Annotated in this window: 17 protein-coding genes and 1 pseudogene; 15 read left to right on the forward strand and 3 right to left on the reverse strand. The window is 59.1% G+C overall.

Going from position 1 to position 13283, the window contains the following annotated elements; genetic code table 11:
- The first annotated feature begins 115 nt into the window (after nucleotides 1–115).
- The 11 genes and pseudogenes from rpsE to BLW69_RS11785 form a co-directional block, all read left to right on the forward strand.
- On the forward strand, nucleotides 116–685 hold the full coding sequence (rpsE, locus tag BLW69_RS11740) for a 30S ribosomal protein S5 (RefSeq protein WP_062457730.1): 570 nt from the start codon (nucleotides 116–118) through the stop codon (nucleotides 683–685).
- A 14-nt stretch (nucleotides 686–699) separates the two neighbouring features.
- Entirely contained in the window at nucleotides 700–909 is a 210-nt protein-coding gene (gene rpmD / locus BLW69_RS11745; RefSeq protein WP_062457727.1) for a 50S ribosomal protein L30, read from the forward strand.
- Between the two features lie 16 nt (nucleotides 910–925).
- Nucleotides 926–1405 carry a 50S ribosomal protein L15 gene (gene rplO / locus BLW69_RS11750; RefSeq protein ID WP_062457725.1) on the forward strand — a complete coding sequence of 160 codons (480 nt, stop codon included), beginning with the start codon at nucleotides 926–928 and terminating at the stop codon, nucleotides 1403–1405.
- Nucleotides 1406–1635: 230 nt separating this feature from the next.
- Nucleotides 1636–2976, forward strand: a complete 1341-nt coding sequence (secY, locus tag BLW69_RS11755; RefSeq protein ID WP_062457722.1) for a preprotein translocase subunit SecY — start codon at nucleotides 1636–1638, stop codon at nucleotides 2974–2976.
- Complete coding sequence (locus BLW69_RS11760; protein ID WP_062580269.1) at nucleotides 2973–3623, forward strand: adenylate kinase; 651 nt, start codon at nucleotides 2973–2975, stop codon at nucleotides 3621–3623. The genes secY and BLW69_RS11760 overlap by 4 nt, the downstream gene beginning before the upstream one ends.
- A gap of 243 nt (nucleotides 3624–3866) precedes the next feature.
- Nucleotides 3867–4235: a 30S ribosomal protein S13 gene (rpsM, locus tag BLW69_RS11765; RefSeq protein WP_062457717.1), complete on the forward strand. Its 369-nt coding sequence runs from the start codon at nucleotides 3867–3869 to the stop codon at nucleotides 4233–4235.
- Between the two features lie 115 nt (nucleotides 4236–4350).
- A complete protein-coding gene (gene rpsK / locus BLW69_RS11770) occupies nucleotides 4351–4740 on the forward strand; it encodes a 30S ribosomal protein S11 (RefSeq protein WP_007766864.1) in 390 nt (129 codons plus the stop codon).
- 174 nt (nucleotides 4741–4914) lie between these two features.
- The gene (locus BLW69_RS11775) at nucleotides 4915–5925 is read left to right on the forward strand and encodes a DNA-directed RNA polymerase subunit alpha (protein WP_062457714.1); all 1011 of its coding nucleotides are present in this window, start codon (nucleotides 4915–4917) and stop codon (nucleotides 5923–5925) included.
- Between the two features lie 46 nt (nucleotides 5926–5971).
- Nucleotides 5972–6397 (forward strand): 50S ribosomal protein L17, encoded by a 426-nt coding sequence (rplQ, locus tag BLW69_RS11780; RefSeq protein ID WP_062457711.1) that lies wholly within the window; start codon nucleotides 5972–5974, stop codon nucleotides 6395–6397.
- 85 nt (nucleotides 6398–6482) lie between these two features.
- Nucleotides 6483–6605 carry a hypothetical protein gene (locus BLW69_RS23195; protein WP_348271846.1) on the forward strand — a complete coding sequence of 41 codons (123 nt, stop codon included), beginning with the start codon at nucleotides 6483–6485 and terminating at the stop codon, nucleotides 6603–6605.
- Between the two features lie 15 nt (nucleotides 6606–6620).
- Nucleotides 6621–6896 (forward strand): annotated as a pseudogene (locus BLW69_RS11785) (DUF2809 domain-containing protein); the annotation flags it as partial.
- Here the strand turns inward: BLW69_RS11785 and BLW69_RS11790 are convergent.
- A complete protein-coding gene (locus BLW69_RS11790; RefSeq protein WP_092662039.1) occupies nucleotides 6868–7740 on the reverse strand; it encodes a DUF817 domain-containing protein in 873 nt (290 codons plus the stop codon). The pseudogene BLW69_RS11785 and the gene BLW69_RS11790 overlap by 29 nt on opposite strands.
- Before the next feature lie 170 nt (nucleotides 7741–7910).
- Between BLW69_RS11790 and BLW69_RS11795 the strand changes: the two genes are divergently transcribed.
- The 3 genes from BLW69_RS11795 (at nucleotide 7911) to BLW69_RS11805 (ending at nucleotide 10966) form a co-directional block, all read left to right on the forward strand.
- Nucleotides 7911–8864, forward strand: coding sequence for a helix-turn-helix domain-containing protein (locus BLW69_RS11795; RefSeq protein WP_092662041.1), 954 nt, complete (start codon nucleotides 7911–7913; stop codon nucleotides 8862–8864).
- Nucleotides 8865–8996: 132 nt separating this feature from the next.
- Nucleotides 8997–10505 (forward strand): aldehyde dehydrogenase, encoded by a 1509-nt coding sequence (gene adh, locus BLW69_RS11800; protein WP_092662043.1) that lies wholly within the window; start codon nucleotides 8997–8999, stop codon nucleotides 10503–10505.
- 80 nt (nucleotides 10506–10585) lie between these two features.
- Entirely contained in the window at nucleotides 10586–10966 is a 381-nt protein-coding gene (locus tag BLW69_RS11805; protein ID WP_062457697.1) for a DUF779 domain-containing protein, read from the forward strand.
- Nucleotides 10967–10975: 9 nt separating this feature from the next.
- On the opposite strand, the gene msrQ is transcribed toward BLW69_RS11805, so the two are convergent.
- Together msrQ and msrP are read right to left on the reverse strand one after the other, a co-directional pair.
- Entirely contained in the window at nucleotides 10976–11623 is a 648-nt protein-coding gene (gene msrQ / locus BLW69_RS11810) for a protein-methionine-sulfoxide reductase heme-binding subunit MsrQ (RefSeq protein ID WP_062457694.1), read from the reverse strand.
- A 2-nt stretch (nucleotides 11624–11625) separates the two neighbouring features.
- Entirely contained in the window at nucleotides 11626–12573 is a 948-nt protein-coding gene (gene msrP, locus BLW69_RS11815; protein WP_092662045.1) for a protein-methionine-sulfoxide reductase catalytic subunit MsrP, read from the reverse strand.
- 190 nt (nucleotides 12574–12763) lie between these two features.
- Between msrP and BLW69_RS11820 the strand changes: the two genes are divergently transcribed.
- On the forward strand, nucleotides 12764–13186 hold the full coding sequence (locus tag BLW69_RS11820) for a DUF4112 domain-containing protein (protein WP_092662047.1): 423 nt from the start codon (nucleotides 12764–12766) through the stop codon (nucleotides 13184–13186).
- Nucleotides 13187–13283: the final 97 nt, after the last annotated feature.

Raw genomic sequence — 13283 nt, forward strand, 5'->3', positions numbered from 1 at the left:
CCGGTCTGCCTGAAGAAGGGGAGGCCGGGCGATTTGCGGTTTTACCGCATCACGTCCGGTACGCCGGACAATCTCAACCTGCCGTTCCACCCGCAAAAGAAAAAGGAAAAGGACAATGGCACAGGAAAGAAGAGGTTCGGGCAACGATCGCCAGAACCGCGAAGAGCGCGATAGCGAATTCGTCGACAAGCTGGTCGCGATCAACCGCGTCGCCAAGGTCGTCAAGGGCGGCCGTCGTTTCGGTTTTGCTGCTCTCGTCGTCGTCGGCGACCAGAAGGGTCGCGTTGGCTTCGGTCATGGCAAGGCACGCGAAGTGCCGGAAGCCATCCGCAAGGCAACCGAATCTGCAAAGCGCGATCTGATCTTCGTACCGCTGCGTGACGGCCGTACGCTGCATCACGACGTCAATGGTCGTCACGGCGCCGGCAAGGTTCTGCTGCGCTCGGCCAAGGCTGGTACCGGTATCATCGCCGGCGGCCCGATGCGCGCTGTATTCGAAACGCTCGGCGTCCATGACGTTGTTGCGAAGTCGACTGGTTCGTCGAACCCATACAACATGGTTCGCGCAACGTTCGACGCTCTGAAGCACCAGGTGCATCCGAAGGACGTAGCAGCTCAGCGTGGCCTCAAGTATGCCACCCTGCAGTCGCGCCGCGCCGCTTCCGGCAATGCGTCGGAAGAATAAGAGGAGTCTGAACCATGGCTAAGGCTACGCAGAAGACTGAAGCAAAGACGGTTACCGTTCAGCAGATCGGCAGCCCAATCCGCCGCCCGGCCGAACAGCGCGCAACGCTGATCGGTCTTGGCCTCAACAAGATGCATCGGACCAGCACTCTGGAAGATACTCCTTCCGTTCGTGGCATGATCCGTGCTGTCCAGCATCTCGTTCGCGTCGTCGAAGAGAAGTGAGACGGAGGAATTGACCATGAAACTGAATGAGATCAAGGACAACGAAGGCTCTTCGAAGGACCGTATCCGCGTTGGTCGCGGTATCGGTTCCGGCAAGGGCAAGACCGGTGGACGCGGCGTCAAGGGTCAGAAGGCCCGTTCAGGCGTCTCGATCAACGGCTTCGAAGGCGGTCAGATGCCAATCTACCGTCGTCTTCCGAAGCGCGGCTTCAACAACATCTTCGCATCCGAATACGCAACCGTATCGCTCGGCCGTATCCAGACTGCGATCGATGCTGGCAAGCTCGACGCAAACGCGACTGTCGACGCAGCAGCTCTCAAGGCTGCCGGCGTCATCCGTCGCCTCAAGGACGGCGTTCGCGTCCTGTCCGGCGGCGAACTGACAACCAAGGTTTCGATCGAAGTCGCCGGTGCCTCCAAGGCTGCCGTCGAAAAGATCGAAAAGTCGGGCGGCTCGATCAAGCTGCTCGTGGTTGCTGAAACAGCCGCTGAATAAATCGTTTGAAAATCACCCGGTGTGAGCTTCACACCGGGTGATTTTATGTCCATATGTGAGCCTCACGATCCCCAAGGCAGTCCGGCCGGTCAGCTACCGGGATCAGACGGAAAAATGGGTGAGGCAGGCGATTGCGACAGCATCTCGCGCCCCCAGCTTTCTGAAAACAGAATCAAGACTGCGTTCCGGAAGGCACATGCCGCCGGGGGATGGGTCGGGCGGAGAATTGCATGGCTTCTGCAGCTGAACAACTGGCCTCAAATCTGAATTTCAAAACTTTCGCCAAGGCGGAAGATCTCAAGAAACGCCTGTGGTTCACGCTGGCAGCGCTTCTTGTTTATCGCTTGGGCACGCATATCCCGCTGCCAGGCCTCAACCCTGAAGCCTATGCGCAGGCCTTTAGCGGTCAGTCGGGTGGCATTCTCGGCCTCTTCAACATGTTCTCCGGCGGTGCTGTCGAGCGTATGGCGATCTTCGCCCTCGGCATCATGCCTTACATTTCCGCTTCGATTATCGTGCAGCTGATGACTTCGGTCGTCCCGTCGCTCGAGAACCTGAAGAAGGAAGGCGAGGCGGGTCGCAAGATCATCAACCAGTACACTCGCTACGGCACCGTGATTCTCGGCGCGCTTCAGGCCTATGGCATCGCTGCCGGCCTCTCGAGCGGTCAGGGCATCGTGTCCAACCCGGGCTGGTTCTTCACGCTCTCAACGGTCGTCACGCTGCTTGGCGGCACGATGTTCCTGATGTGGCTTGGTGAGCAGATCACCTCGCGCGGTATCGGCAACGGTATTTCGCTGATCATCTTTGCCGGTATTGCCGCAGGTCTTCCTGGCGCGCTCGCCAACACAATGGAACTCGGTCGTACCGGCGCTCTGCCGACGGCTCTGATTCTCACCGTTATCATCGTCGCGATCGCCGTCATTGCGCTGATCGTGTTTGTTGAACGCGCCCAGCGCCGGCTTCTGATCCAGTATCCGAAGCGTCAGGTCGGCAACCGCATGTTCCAGGGCGATACCTCGCACCTTCCGCTGAAGCTCAATACAGCGGGCGTTATTCCGGCAATCTTTGCATCCTCGCTTCTGCTTCTGCCGGCAACGGCTGCAGGCTTTGCCGGCAATTCACAGCTGCCAGACTGGGCAACGGGGATCATTGCAGCTCTTGGCCACGGCCAGCCGCTGTTTATGCTGTTCTACGCCATGCTGATCGCGTTCTTCGCCTTCTTCTACACGGCCATCGTCTTCAACCCGAAGGATACGGCTGATAACCTGAAGAAGCACGGCGGCTTCATTCCCGGCATCCGTCCCGGCGAGCGTACCGCGGAATATATCGATTACGTCCTGACCCGAATCACGGTCGTCGGCGCTATCTATCTCGTCGTGGTCTGCATTCTTCCCGAATTCCTGGTGGCCAGAACGGGCGTTCCGTTAGCCCTTGGTGGTACTTCGCTTTTGATCGTGGTCAGTGTAACCCTTGATACGGTTGCGCAGATCCAGGGACACCTCATCGCGCAGCAGTATGAGGGATTGATCAAGAAGTCGAAACTACGCGGTGGAAAGAGGGGACGATGAGACTGATTCTTTTAGGACCGCCGGGCGCGGGCAAGGGGACCCAAGCCCAGCGGATCGTGGAGAAGCATGGCATTCCGCAGCTCTCCACTGGTGATATGCTGCGGGCAGCCGTGGCAGCTGAGACCGAAGTCGGCAAGCGCGCCAAGGCAGTCATGGATGCGGGCAACCTCGTCTCTGACGAGATCGTCAACGCGATCGTCTCCGAGCGCATAGACGCGCCTGACTGCGCGAACGGTTTCATCCTTGACGGTTTTCCCCGCACGCTCGTGCAGGCGGACGCCACTGAGGCGATGCTGTCTGCCAAGGGGCTCGATCTTTCCGTGGTGATTGAACTTCGCGTCGACGATAAGGAGCTTGTCCGTCGCGTCTCCGGTCGCTATTCCTGCGCCCAGTGCGGGACGGTCTACCACGACTCGGATAAGAAGCCTTCGTCGGAGGGCACGTGCGACAAGTGTGGCTCGACCCACTTCAAGCGTCGGCCGGACGACAACGCCGAGACCATGACCAAGCGTCTCGAGGTTTACTACAAGGAAACCTCGCCGCTCATTGGTTACTACTATGCCAAAGGCAAGCTCAAGGTTGTCGATGGCATGGCCGAGATGGATACTGTCACGGCCGATATCGAAAAGATCCTCGCCAGTCTCTGAGACTGTCTTGGATGGGTTAAAGAATCTTGGGGTGGAGCAGTTGCATTCAAGCACTGATTCCGCTACACACCGCGCCAACTCGCGACAGTTTTACAGCGATCGGCGCGGATTCCCGCAAGGACATCCGGGGCGATCATTTTGCCTGTCTCGTATGAAGTTTGAACTGGCGACCGTATCCAAAGGTCGCTTTCATGGAAGAAGTACCGCTTGCCGGATGGCAACCGGAACGCAAGGAGAATAGACGTGGCACGTATCGCTGGCGTCAACATCCCGACTGCGAAGCGCGTTGTCATCGCGCTGACCTACATTCACGGGATCGGCCCGAAATTCGCACAGGAAATTATGGAGAAGGTTGGTCTTGCCGCTGAAAAGCGCGTCCATCAGCTGACCGACTCTGAAGTCCTGCAGATCCGCGAAACCATCGACCGCGATTATCGCGTCGAAGGTGATCTTCGTCGCGAAACCGCGATGAACATCAAGCGCCTCATGGACCTCGGCTGCTACCGCGGCCTGCGTCACCGTCGTGGCCTTCCGGTCCGCGGTCAGCGCACGCACACCAATGCCCGCACCCGCAAGGGTCCGGCAAAGGCGATTGCTGGTAAGAAGAAGTAATTTTGGATCGATAGTCGCAAAGCGGGCAGGGCTCCTGTCCGCTTTTTCGTGACTGTCTGATCTGAGGTGGAGCCGCTGGCATTACGGCGGTGCAGAGATCAACGAAAGGAATACCATGGCCAAGGAAGCCACACGCGTACGCCGCCGCGAACGCAAAAATATTACGTCGGGCGTTGCCCACGTCAACTCGACGTTCAACAACACGATGATCACCATCACCGACGCACAGGGCAATGCAATTGCCTGGTCGTCTGCTGGTGCCAAGGGCTTTAAGGGTTCGCGCAAGTCGACCCCGTTCGCAGCTCAGATCGCTGCCGAAGACTGCGCCAAGAAGGCTCAGGAGCACGGCATGAAGTCGCTCGAAGTCGAAGTCTGCGGTCCGGGTTCCGGTCGCGAATCGGCTCTGCGCGCTCTGCAGGCTGCCGGCTTCATGATCACCTCGATCCGCGACGTGACCCCGATCCCGCACAACGGTTGCCGCCCGCGCAAGAAGCGCCGCGTCTAATGGACGTTTTTGGAGGTCGCTTCGCAGCGATCTTCATCTGAACCCGGTAATAGCCGCTCCGTCTCCTGAAAGAGTCGAGGCGGCTTTCACCGTATAGCCGGAAGGGTATTTCCGGTGTTCCTCGTGCTCGGTTACCACGATTGGATGGTGGTAACGAACGGAAGGTAGTAGGTCATGATCCAGAAGAACTGGCAGGAACTGATTAAGCCGAACAAGGTGGAGTTTTCCTCTTCCGGCCGTACAAAGGCAACGCTTGTTGCTGAGCCTCTCGAGCGCGGCTTCGGCCTGACGCTCGGCAACGCGCTTCGTCGCGTACTTCTGTCGTCGCTGCGCGGTGCTGCTGTTACCGCAGTGCAGATTGACGGCGTTCTGCACGAATTCTCCTCCATCCCCGGCGTTCGGGAAGATGTGACGGACATCGTGCTGAACATCAAGGAAATCGCCATCAAGATGGATGGTGACGATTCCAAGCGCATGGTCGTGCGCAAGCAGGGTCCGGGTTCGGTTACCGCTGGAGACATCCAGACGGTTGGCGATATCGAGATCCTCAACCCCGACCACGTGATCTGCACGCTCGACGAGGGTGCTGAGATCCGTATGGAATTCACGGTCAACAACGGCAAGGGCTACGTTCCTGCCGATCGTAACCGTGCGGAAGACGCTCCGATCGGTCTCATCCCGGTCGACAGCCTGTATTCCCCGGTCAAGAAAGTGTCCTACAAGGTGGAAAACACCCGTGAAGGCCAGGTTCTCGACTATGACAAGCTGACCATGACCATCGAAACCGATGGTTCGGTCTCGGGTGAAGACGCCGTAGCCTTCGCCGCTCGTATCCTTCAGGACCAGCTGTCGGTCTTCGTCAACTTCGACGAGCCGCAGAAGGAAGCAGAAGAGGAAGCCGTCACTGAACTCGCGTTCAACCCGGCACTCCTCAAGAAAGTCGACGAACTGGAACTTTCCGTCCGTTCGGCCAACTGCCTGAAGAACGACAACATCGTCTATATCGGCGACCTCATCCAGAAGACCGAAGCCGAGATGCTCCGCACTCCGAATTTCGGTCGCAAGTCGCTGAACGAGATCAAGGAAGTTCTGGCATCCATGGGCCTCCATCTTGGTATGGAAGTTCCTGCATGGCCGCCGGAAAACATTGAAGATCTCGCCAAGCGTTACGAAGACCAATACTAACAGGATCAGACTGCAGGCGAATGCCTGCAAGTGAAGGAGACACACCATGCGTCACGGAAATTCGGGCCGTAAGCTCAACCGCACCGCAAGCCACCGCAAGGCCATGTTTGCCAACATGGCGGCTTCGCTCATCACCCATGAGCAGATTGTAACAACCCTGCCGAAGGCGAAGGAAATTCGCCCGATCGTCGAAAAGCTCGTCACCCTCGGCAAGCGCGGCGACCTGCACGCTCGTCGTCAGGCGATCTCGCAGATCCAGGATCAGGACGCTGTTCGCAAGCTGTTCGATGCCATCGCTTCGCGTTACGCAACCCGCAACGGCGGCTACCTGCGCATCATGAAGGCCGGCTATCGTCAGGGCGACAACGCTCCGATGGCGGTCATCGAATTCGTCGAACGCGACGTCGATGCCAAGGGCGCAGCCGACAAGGCTCGCGTTGCTGCTGAAGCAGAAACTGCCGAAGCCGCATAATTCGATCCCAGGATCGCACTTTTCGAAAAGGCCGGGTGGAAACGCCCGGCCTTTTCTTTTGGGTAATGAGGGGGCGGGCTCGAGCATGACTGCACCACGATCCATAGGCGTTCAGCGCTGCCTCGCCACGCTGCTTGTGATCTCCGCGGGGCTTCTGCTGCGCCGCATCGGTTACGATCTCGGTCTTTCCTTCTTTGTCGTGAAATAAGATGGGTCGGTTCTCTGGGGCGCGATGGTGTTTCTTGCATCGGCCACCCTGACTGGACCGGTGAATATCGGCAGGCTTGCCTTTGCGGCATTCCTCATCGCCCTGATCGTCGAATTCTCAAGGCTCTATCACACGCCCGAGTTGGATGCGTTTCGACTGACGACGGCCGGCAAACTGTTGCTCGGACGCGTGTTTTCCCTGTGGAATATCGCAGCTTACGCCGTTGGTATTAGCATCGCCGCAACTGTCGAGGCGTGGAGGCTCAGACGGGGACGTGGATCTGCCGCTTGATGTGCTTGAGATTGGCAACGATCGTGAATGTCATCACCACCAGCAGGGACCACGAACTCCATTTGCCAAGATGCACGACCGACCACGCCCCGATCTGGTTCGGATATTGCCAGATCCCGAAAAAGGTCGAGATGTTCTCCGCCAGCCAGATGAAGAAGCCGATCAGCACGAAGGCGACCAGAAGCGGCATCCGTCTGTCGCGATCGTAGGGCCGGTAGGTGACGGTGGTGCGGGCGTAAAGGCCGAGCGCGCAGGCAGCGATATACCAGCGATAGTCGCCGATGAAATGGTGGGTGAAGAAATTCGCGTAGATCGCAATCGCGATCAGGCCAGCCATCCAGTAGCTGGGATGGTGGTGGATCCGCAGATCGAAAAGCCGCCAGGCCTGGATGATGTAGCTCCCCACGGCGGCATACATGAAGCCGGAAAACAGCGGTACGCCCAGCACTTTCGTATAGGCGAAGTCAGGGTATGACCATGACTGGATGCTGCCGGAGGTCTTGAACACTTCGAGCGCAAAGCCAACCACGTGGAAAAGACCGATCGCTTTCGCCTCATCCCAGGTTTCCAGCTTGCTCCAGATCATCAGGGACTGGATGGCGAGCGCGATGATCAGCAGAACGTCGTAGCGCGGAATGCCGAACACGCCCGTTCGCGGAACGATGAAGATCGACACAAAAAACAGGCCGGCGAACAGGCAGGCCCGCGCTTCTTTGATGCCGAAGTAGAGAAACTCGATGACGAAACGCGTGATACCGTGGATTTCTCCAAACGGCCGCTGGTTGCAAAGATAGACATCCAGCAAGGATAGTCGTCCGCCGTCCGCAGTCGATTCTGGTGTCATCAAAACATCTCCACTGCGCGGACTGAAGCCTGTGGGGGCTGTGACTGTCAAGTCCGGGGGATGGCAGGCTGACCGGCCCGCCGAATGACTGAAGCTCCCTATATCGCTGTTGCCACATCTGGTTTTTTTAGCGACAATCGAGCCGTGACGCATTTGGTGGGAGGAGCCCGATGCATGACCCTGTTTCCCATGCCGACCAAGTCTACGCGTCGGCCAATTCCCCTGTCGCGAGTTCGGCTGTAGTCGCGTCCTGGCGCCGCTGCATGACCATGCATCACTTGGCGCCAGAGGACCGGCGGATGCCGGAGCGGGTGACAGAGCAGGAACTGGACGTCGCCCGAAAACAGTCGGAGCGTCTTATCGGGCAGGCGAGGGACGAGCTCGACCGGCTGTTCATGGTCGTCGGTCGCGCCGGCTGCTGCATCCTGATGACCGACAGCAAAGGTATCGCGCTTGACCGTCGCGGCGCAGCGGGCGACGACAAGGATTTTCGTGTGCTCGGCCTTTGGACCGGCTCGGTCTGGACCGAGGAGAGTATCGGCACCAACGGGATCGGCACCGCAATCGCCGACGACCGGCCGATATCGATCATCCGCGACCAGCACTTCTTTGCATCCAATATCGATCTGAGCTGCACGACTGCGCCCATTCGTGATCACCGTGGAGTTCTGGCCGGCGCGCTCGATGTCTCGACGTGCCGAAGTGACGCAAACGAAGGCACGATCGCCATCCTGTCGCAGACGGTGCGTGAGGCGGCATCCCGGATCGAGCTGAACCTGTTCCGAAACGCGTTTCAAGGTGCCCGCTTCGTGATGGTGCCGAGTGAGACGGGATCTCCAATGGCGCTCCTGGCTGTAGATCGCGACGACCTTGTGATCGGTGCCACGCGGGCTGCGCGATCGGCGCTGCGTCTGGACGACGATCGGATTGCGGAAGGGATCCCGGCCTCCGATCTGCTTCACGAATCGAGCCGGGATGCGCGAGAACTGCTGTGCGATGCCGAGCGCTCGGCGCTTCTTCGGGCGTTGTCTCGTGTCCACGGCAACGTCTCGCTGGCAGCCCAGGTGCTCGGCGTCAGCCGTTCCACCCTGCATCGCAAGATGAAGCGATTTGGCATTCAATGACGGGGAGTTTTGTCGCAGACTTGCGACAGAGTGCATCGCGGTATCGCGGGTGAGGCCTGTTTTCACCACGCCAGAAGCGCAGATTCTGTTCCATCGGGTTCGCTTTGAACCTGTTCATCATGGGAGGATGACATGCTGCACCAGAAAATCGTTGAGTCACCGTTCAAGCTCAAATACGGCAACTATATCGGCGGTGAGTGGAAAGAACCGATCAGCGGCAAGTATTTCGACAACGTCACGCCGATCACCGGCGGCAAGATCTGCGAGATCCCGCGGTCTGACGAAAAGGATGTCAATGCGGCGCTCGACGCTGCCCACGCCGCCAAGGAAAAATGGGGCCGCATGGCGCCGGCTGACCGCTCGAACATCCTGATGAAGATCGCCCAGCGGATGGAAGACAAGCTGGAAGTTCTGGCGCAGGCCGAAACCTGGGACAACGGCAAGCCGATCCGCGAGACAATGGCCGCCGACATCCCGCTCGCCATCGATCACTTCCGCTATTTCGCATCCTGCATCCGTGCCCAGGAAGGTTCGATCAGTGAAATCGACCACGATACGGTCGCCTATCACTTCCACGAACCGCTTGGCGTCGTCGGCCAGATCATTCCGTGGAATTTCCCGATTCTGATGGCCGCCTGGAAGCTTGCACCGGCGCTTGCCGCCGGCAACTGCGTCGTCATCAAACCGGCCGAGCAGACGCCGGCCTCGCTTCTGGTCTGGGCGGAACTCGTCGGTGACCTCCTGCCACCCGGCGTGCTGAATATCGTCAATGGTTTCGGCCTCGAAGCCGGAAAACCTCTTGCGACCAGCAACCGGATTGCCAAGATCGCCTTTACAGGAGAGACCACGACAGGCCGGCTGATCATGCAATATGCCAGCCAAAACCTTATCCCTGTCACGCTCGAACTTGGCGGCAAGTCGCCGAACATCTTCTTCGCCGATGTGATGAGTGAAGACGACGATTTCCTCGACAAGGCGCTGGAAGGCTTTGCGATGTTCGCGCTGAACCAGGGCGAAGTCTGCACATGCCCCAGCCGCGCACTGATCCAGGAATCGGTTTACGATCGTTTCATGGAGCGGGCGGTCAAACGCGTCGAAGCCATCACGCAGGGCAACCCGCTCGATAGCTCGACCATGATTGGCGCGCAGGCATCCTCGGAGCAGATGGAAAAGATTCTGTCCTATCTCGACATCGGCAAGCAGGAGGGCGCGGAAGTCCTGACCGGCGGCGTCAAGAACGATCTCGGCGGCGAGTTGGCGAACGGCTACTACATCAAGCCGACGATCTTCAAGGGCCACAACAAGATGCGGATCTTCCAGGAGGAGATCTTCGGACCGGTAGTGTCGGTGACGACCTTCAAGGATGAAAAAGAGGCGCTCGAGATCGCCAACGATACGCTGTACGGGCTCGGCGCCGGCGTGTGGACGCGCGACGGCAACCGCGCCTACCGCTTCGGCCGGGAGATCCAGGCCGGCCGCGTCTGGACAAATTGCTATCACGCCTATCCCGCGCATGCGGCATTCGGCGGGTACAAACAGTCCGGGATTGGTCGCGAAAACCACAAGATGATGCTCGACCACTACCAGCAGACCAAGAACATGCTGGTGAGCTACAGCCCGAAGAAGCTCGGGTTCTTCTGATCGATCTCAACCCAAGCATGGGCTCCCGGCTGCAGGGTCGGGAGCCTTTTCAATGTCTCGATGCGAACAGGAATGACATGATGGATGCGACAATCAACGGCGAACCGCGCGTCACGGCCACGGATTCCGCGCTGAACTTCATTGCCGAGATCCAGGCGGACCACCCGGACATCCTGTTCCACCAATCAGGCGGCTGCTGCGACGGATCGTCACCCATGTGCTATCCGAAGGGCGATTTCATGCTTGCCGACCACGACGTGAAGCTGGGCGAAATCGGCGGCGTGCCGGTCTATATCAGCGGGAGCCAGTTCGAGGCCTGGAAGCACACACAGCTGATTATCGATGTCGTGCCCGGTAGGGGCGGCATGTTCTCGCTCGACAATGGGCGTGAAAAGCGCTTCCTCACCCGGTCACGACTATTCGGCGGCGGTGAGGCCTGCGCGATACCTGCCATACGTTGACGCCGCCCACTATGTCGTGGTGGCGGGACGTGCCGGACGGGTCTTGCCGCGCTTCCAGTTGAGGAACGGCTTCCTCAGCGGCCGGTAGGCGAGCAGCAGCCCGATCGCTGCGATATGGATAAACGGAACGAGCGTCACCGACTTCACCGCGAGCACATAGTGGAGCGCGCCGCCCAGTGCCACGAGATAGATCAGCTTGTGCATTTTCACCCAGGTCTGTCCGAGCTTGCGGATCGACCAGTTGTTGGATGTCACCGCAAGCGGGATCAGCAGCAGCAGGCAGGCAAAGCCGATTGTGATATAGGGGCGCCGCACGATATCGCTGCCAACAGCGCCGAAGTTCAGCTGCAGATCGAGCAGAAGATAGACGCTGAAATGGAACACGACGTAATAGAAGGCGAGCAGCCCTAGCGCACGGCGATAGCGGATCCAGTTGATCCCGAGAATATCGCGAAGGGGCGTGACGGCGAGCGTCAGGATGATGAAACGCAACGCCCAGATGCCGATCAGGTGCTCGAACGTCTTGACCGGATTGAAACCCAGCCCGCCCGTCGCGGCCTGATAGAAGTACCACGCCGCGGGACAAAGCCCCACGACGTAAAGTGCCCAGATGCTGGCGGCATGGTATCGGCGGGGCAGGGCTGGGATCGAGAGCATGGTCAGTAGTTCGCTTTCAGGTCCATGCCGGTATAGAGGCTCGCCACTTCGTTCGCATAGCCGTTGAAGGGCAGGGTATCGACGCGCTTGGTTCCGAAGAAGCCGCCTTCGCCGATCCGCTGTTCGGTCGCCTGACTCCAGCGCGGATGGTCGACGGCCGGATTGACGTTGGAATAGAAACCGTATTCCCGGGCGTTCGAATTCTTCCAGGTGGTCTGTGGCTGCTCTTCGACCAGCTTGATCTTGACGATCGACTTGATCCCCTTGAACCCATACTTCCACGGCACCACGAGCCGGATCGGCGCACCGTTCTGGTTGGGCAGCGTTTCGCCGTAGAGACCGACAGCGAGAATGGTCAGCGGATGGCGCGCTTCGTCAAGGCGCAGGCCTTCGACATAAGGCCAGGGTAGAGCCTGGAAGAGACCGCCTTGGCCGGGCATTTCCTCGGGACGCACGACCGTCTCGAACGCCACGTATTTCGCGCTGCCAAGCGGCTCGACCTGGTCGAGGATCGCCGCCAGGGGGAAACCGATCCACGGGATCACCATCGACCATCCCTCGACACAGCGCATGCGGTATGTCCGCTCCTCGAGCTTCATCTTGAGGATCTCGTCGAGACCGAATTCCTTCGGCTTGCCCACCATGCCCTCGACCTTGACGGTCCAGGGTGTCGGTTTGAACGCACCGGAATTCTGCGAGGGATCTTCCTTGCCGACGCCGAACTCGTAGAAATTGTTGTAGGTGGTGACGGCTTCTTTAGGCGTCAGCTTTTCGTCCAGCTTGTAGGGGCCGGGCGATGCGCTGAGAGAAGCAGCGAATGCGCTTGAGCCTCCAAGGACTGAAAGGCCGGCGCCCGCGGCGACGGTGCCCACGAAATTCCGGCGCGACAGATAGATGTCGCGCGGCGTGATCTCAGTCGGCGAAATGTGGGGTGGGCGAAATGCGGGCATGGCGGATCTCCTTCAGGCAAAAGCCTATCCTGTGCTTATACGTACCGCCGACAGGTTTGGTTTCACAGAGGCGGAGGAAAGGCATTAAACCACGTTTGCGTGAAAGAATTAGCGTTGAAACATACGCTAAGCCTTGAACCGGGAAATCGCATGCTCATTTCAGCTTTGACATTAATCAAGGATAGTGAGTATGGCGACGAAAACCTGGGATGCTGCCAGCGAACGCTTCACGGAAACCGATGCGGGCCGGATCGATCGACTGCGGCGTTTGCGGCGTATCCACGGCGTCGCCCGTATGATGGATACGGCGATCGGTATTCCCGGCACCCGGTTTCGGTTTGGTGCCGATTCCATCATGGGCCTTGTTCCGCTCGTGGGCGATGCCGGGGGCGCATTGATTGGCCTCTATATCGTCAACGAGGCCCGCCGCATGGGTGTGCCGAACGACAAGCTTGCAAAGATGATCGGCAACCTTGCGGTCGATTCTGTCGTCGGCAGCGTGCCGCTGGCCGGTGATCTGTTCGACGTCTTCTTCAAGTCGCACCGCCGCAACCTCAACATCGTTCTCGACCATTTCGGTGTGACGGCGGACGAGCTCCGCGCGAAGCGATAGCGGACACGAGGAGAGGGTGAGGGACGGTGACGTTGCCTCGCTCCCCAAGCGCCACGCCGGAGCAGAACCGCTATGAAACTCCGACCGCGCCTACATC

This window comes from Rhizobium sp. NFR12 (assembly GCF_900108545.1).
Lineage (GTDB): Bacteria > Pseudomonadota > Alphaproteobacteria > Rhizobiales > Rhizobiaceae > Neorhizobium > Neorhizobium soli.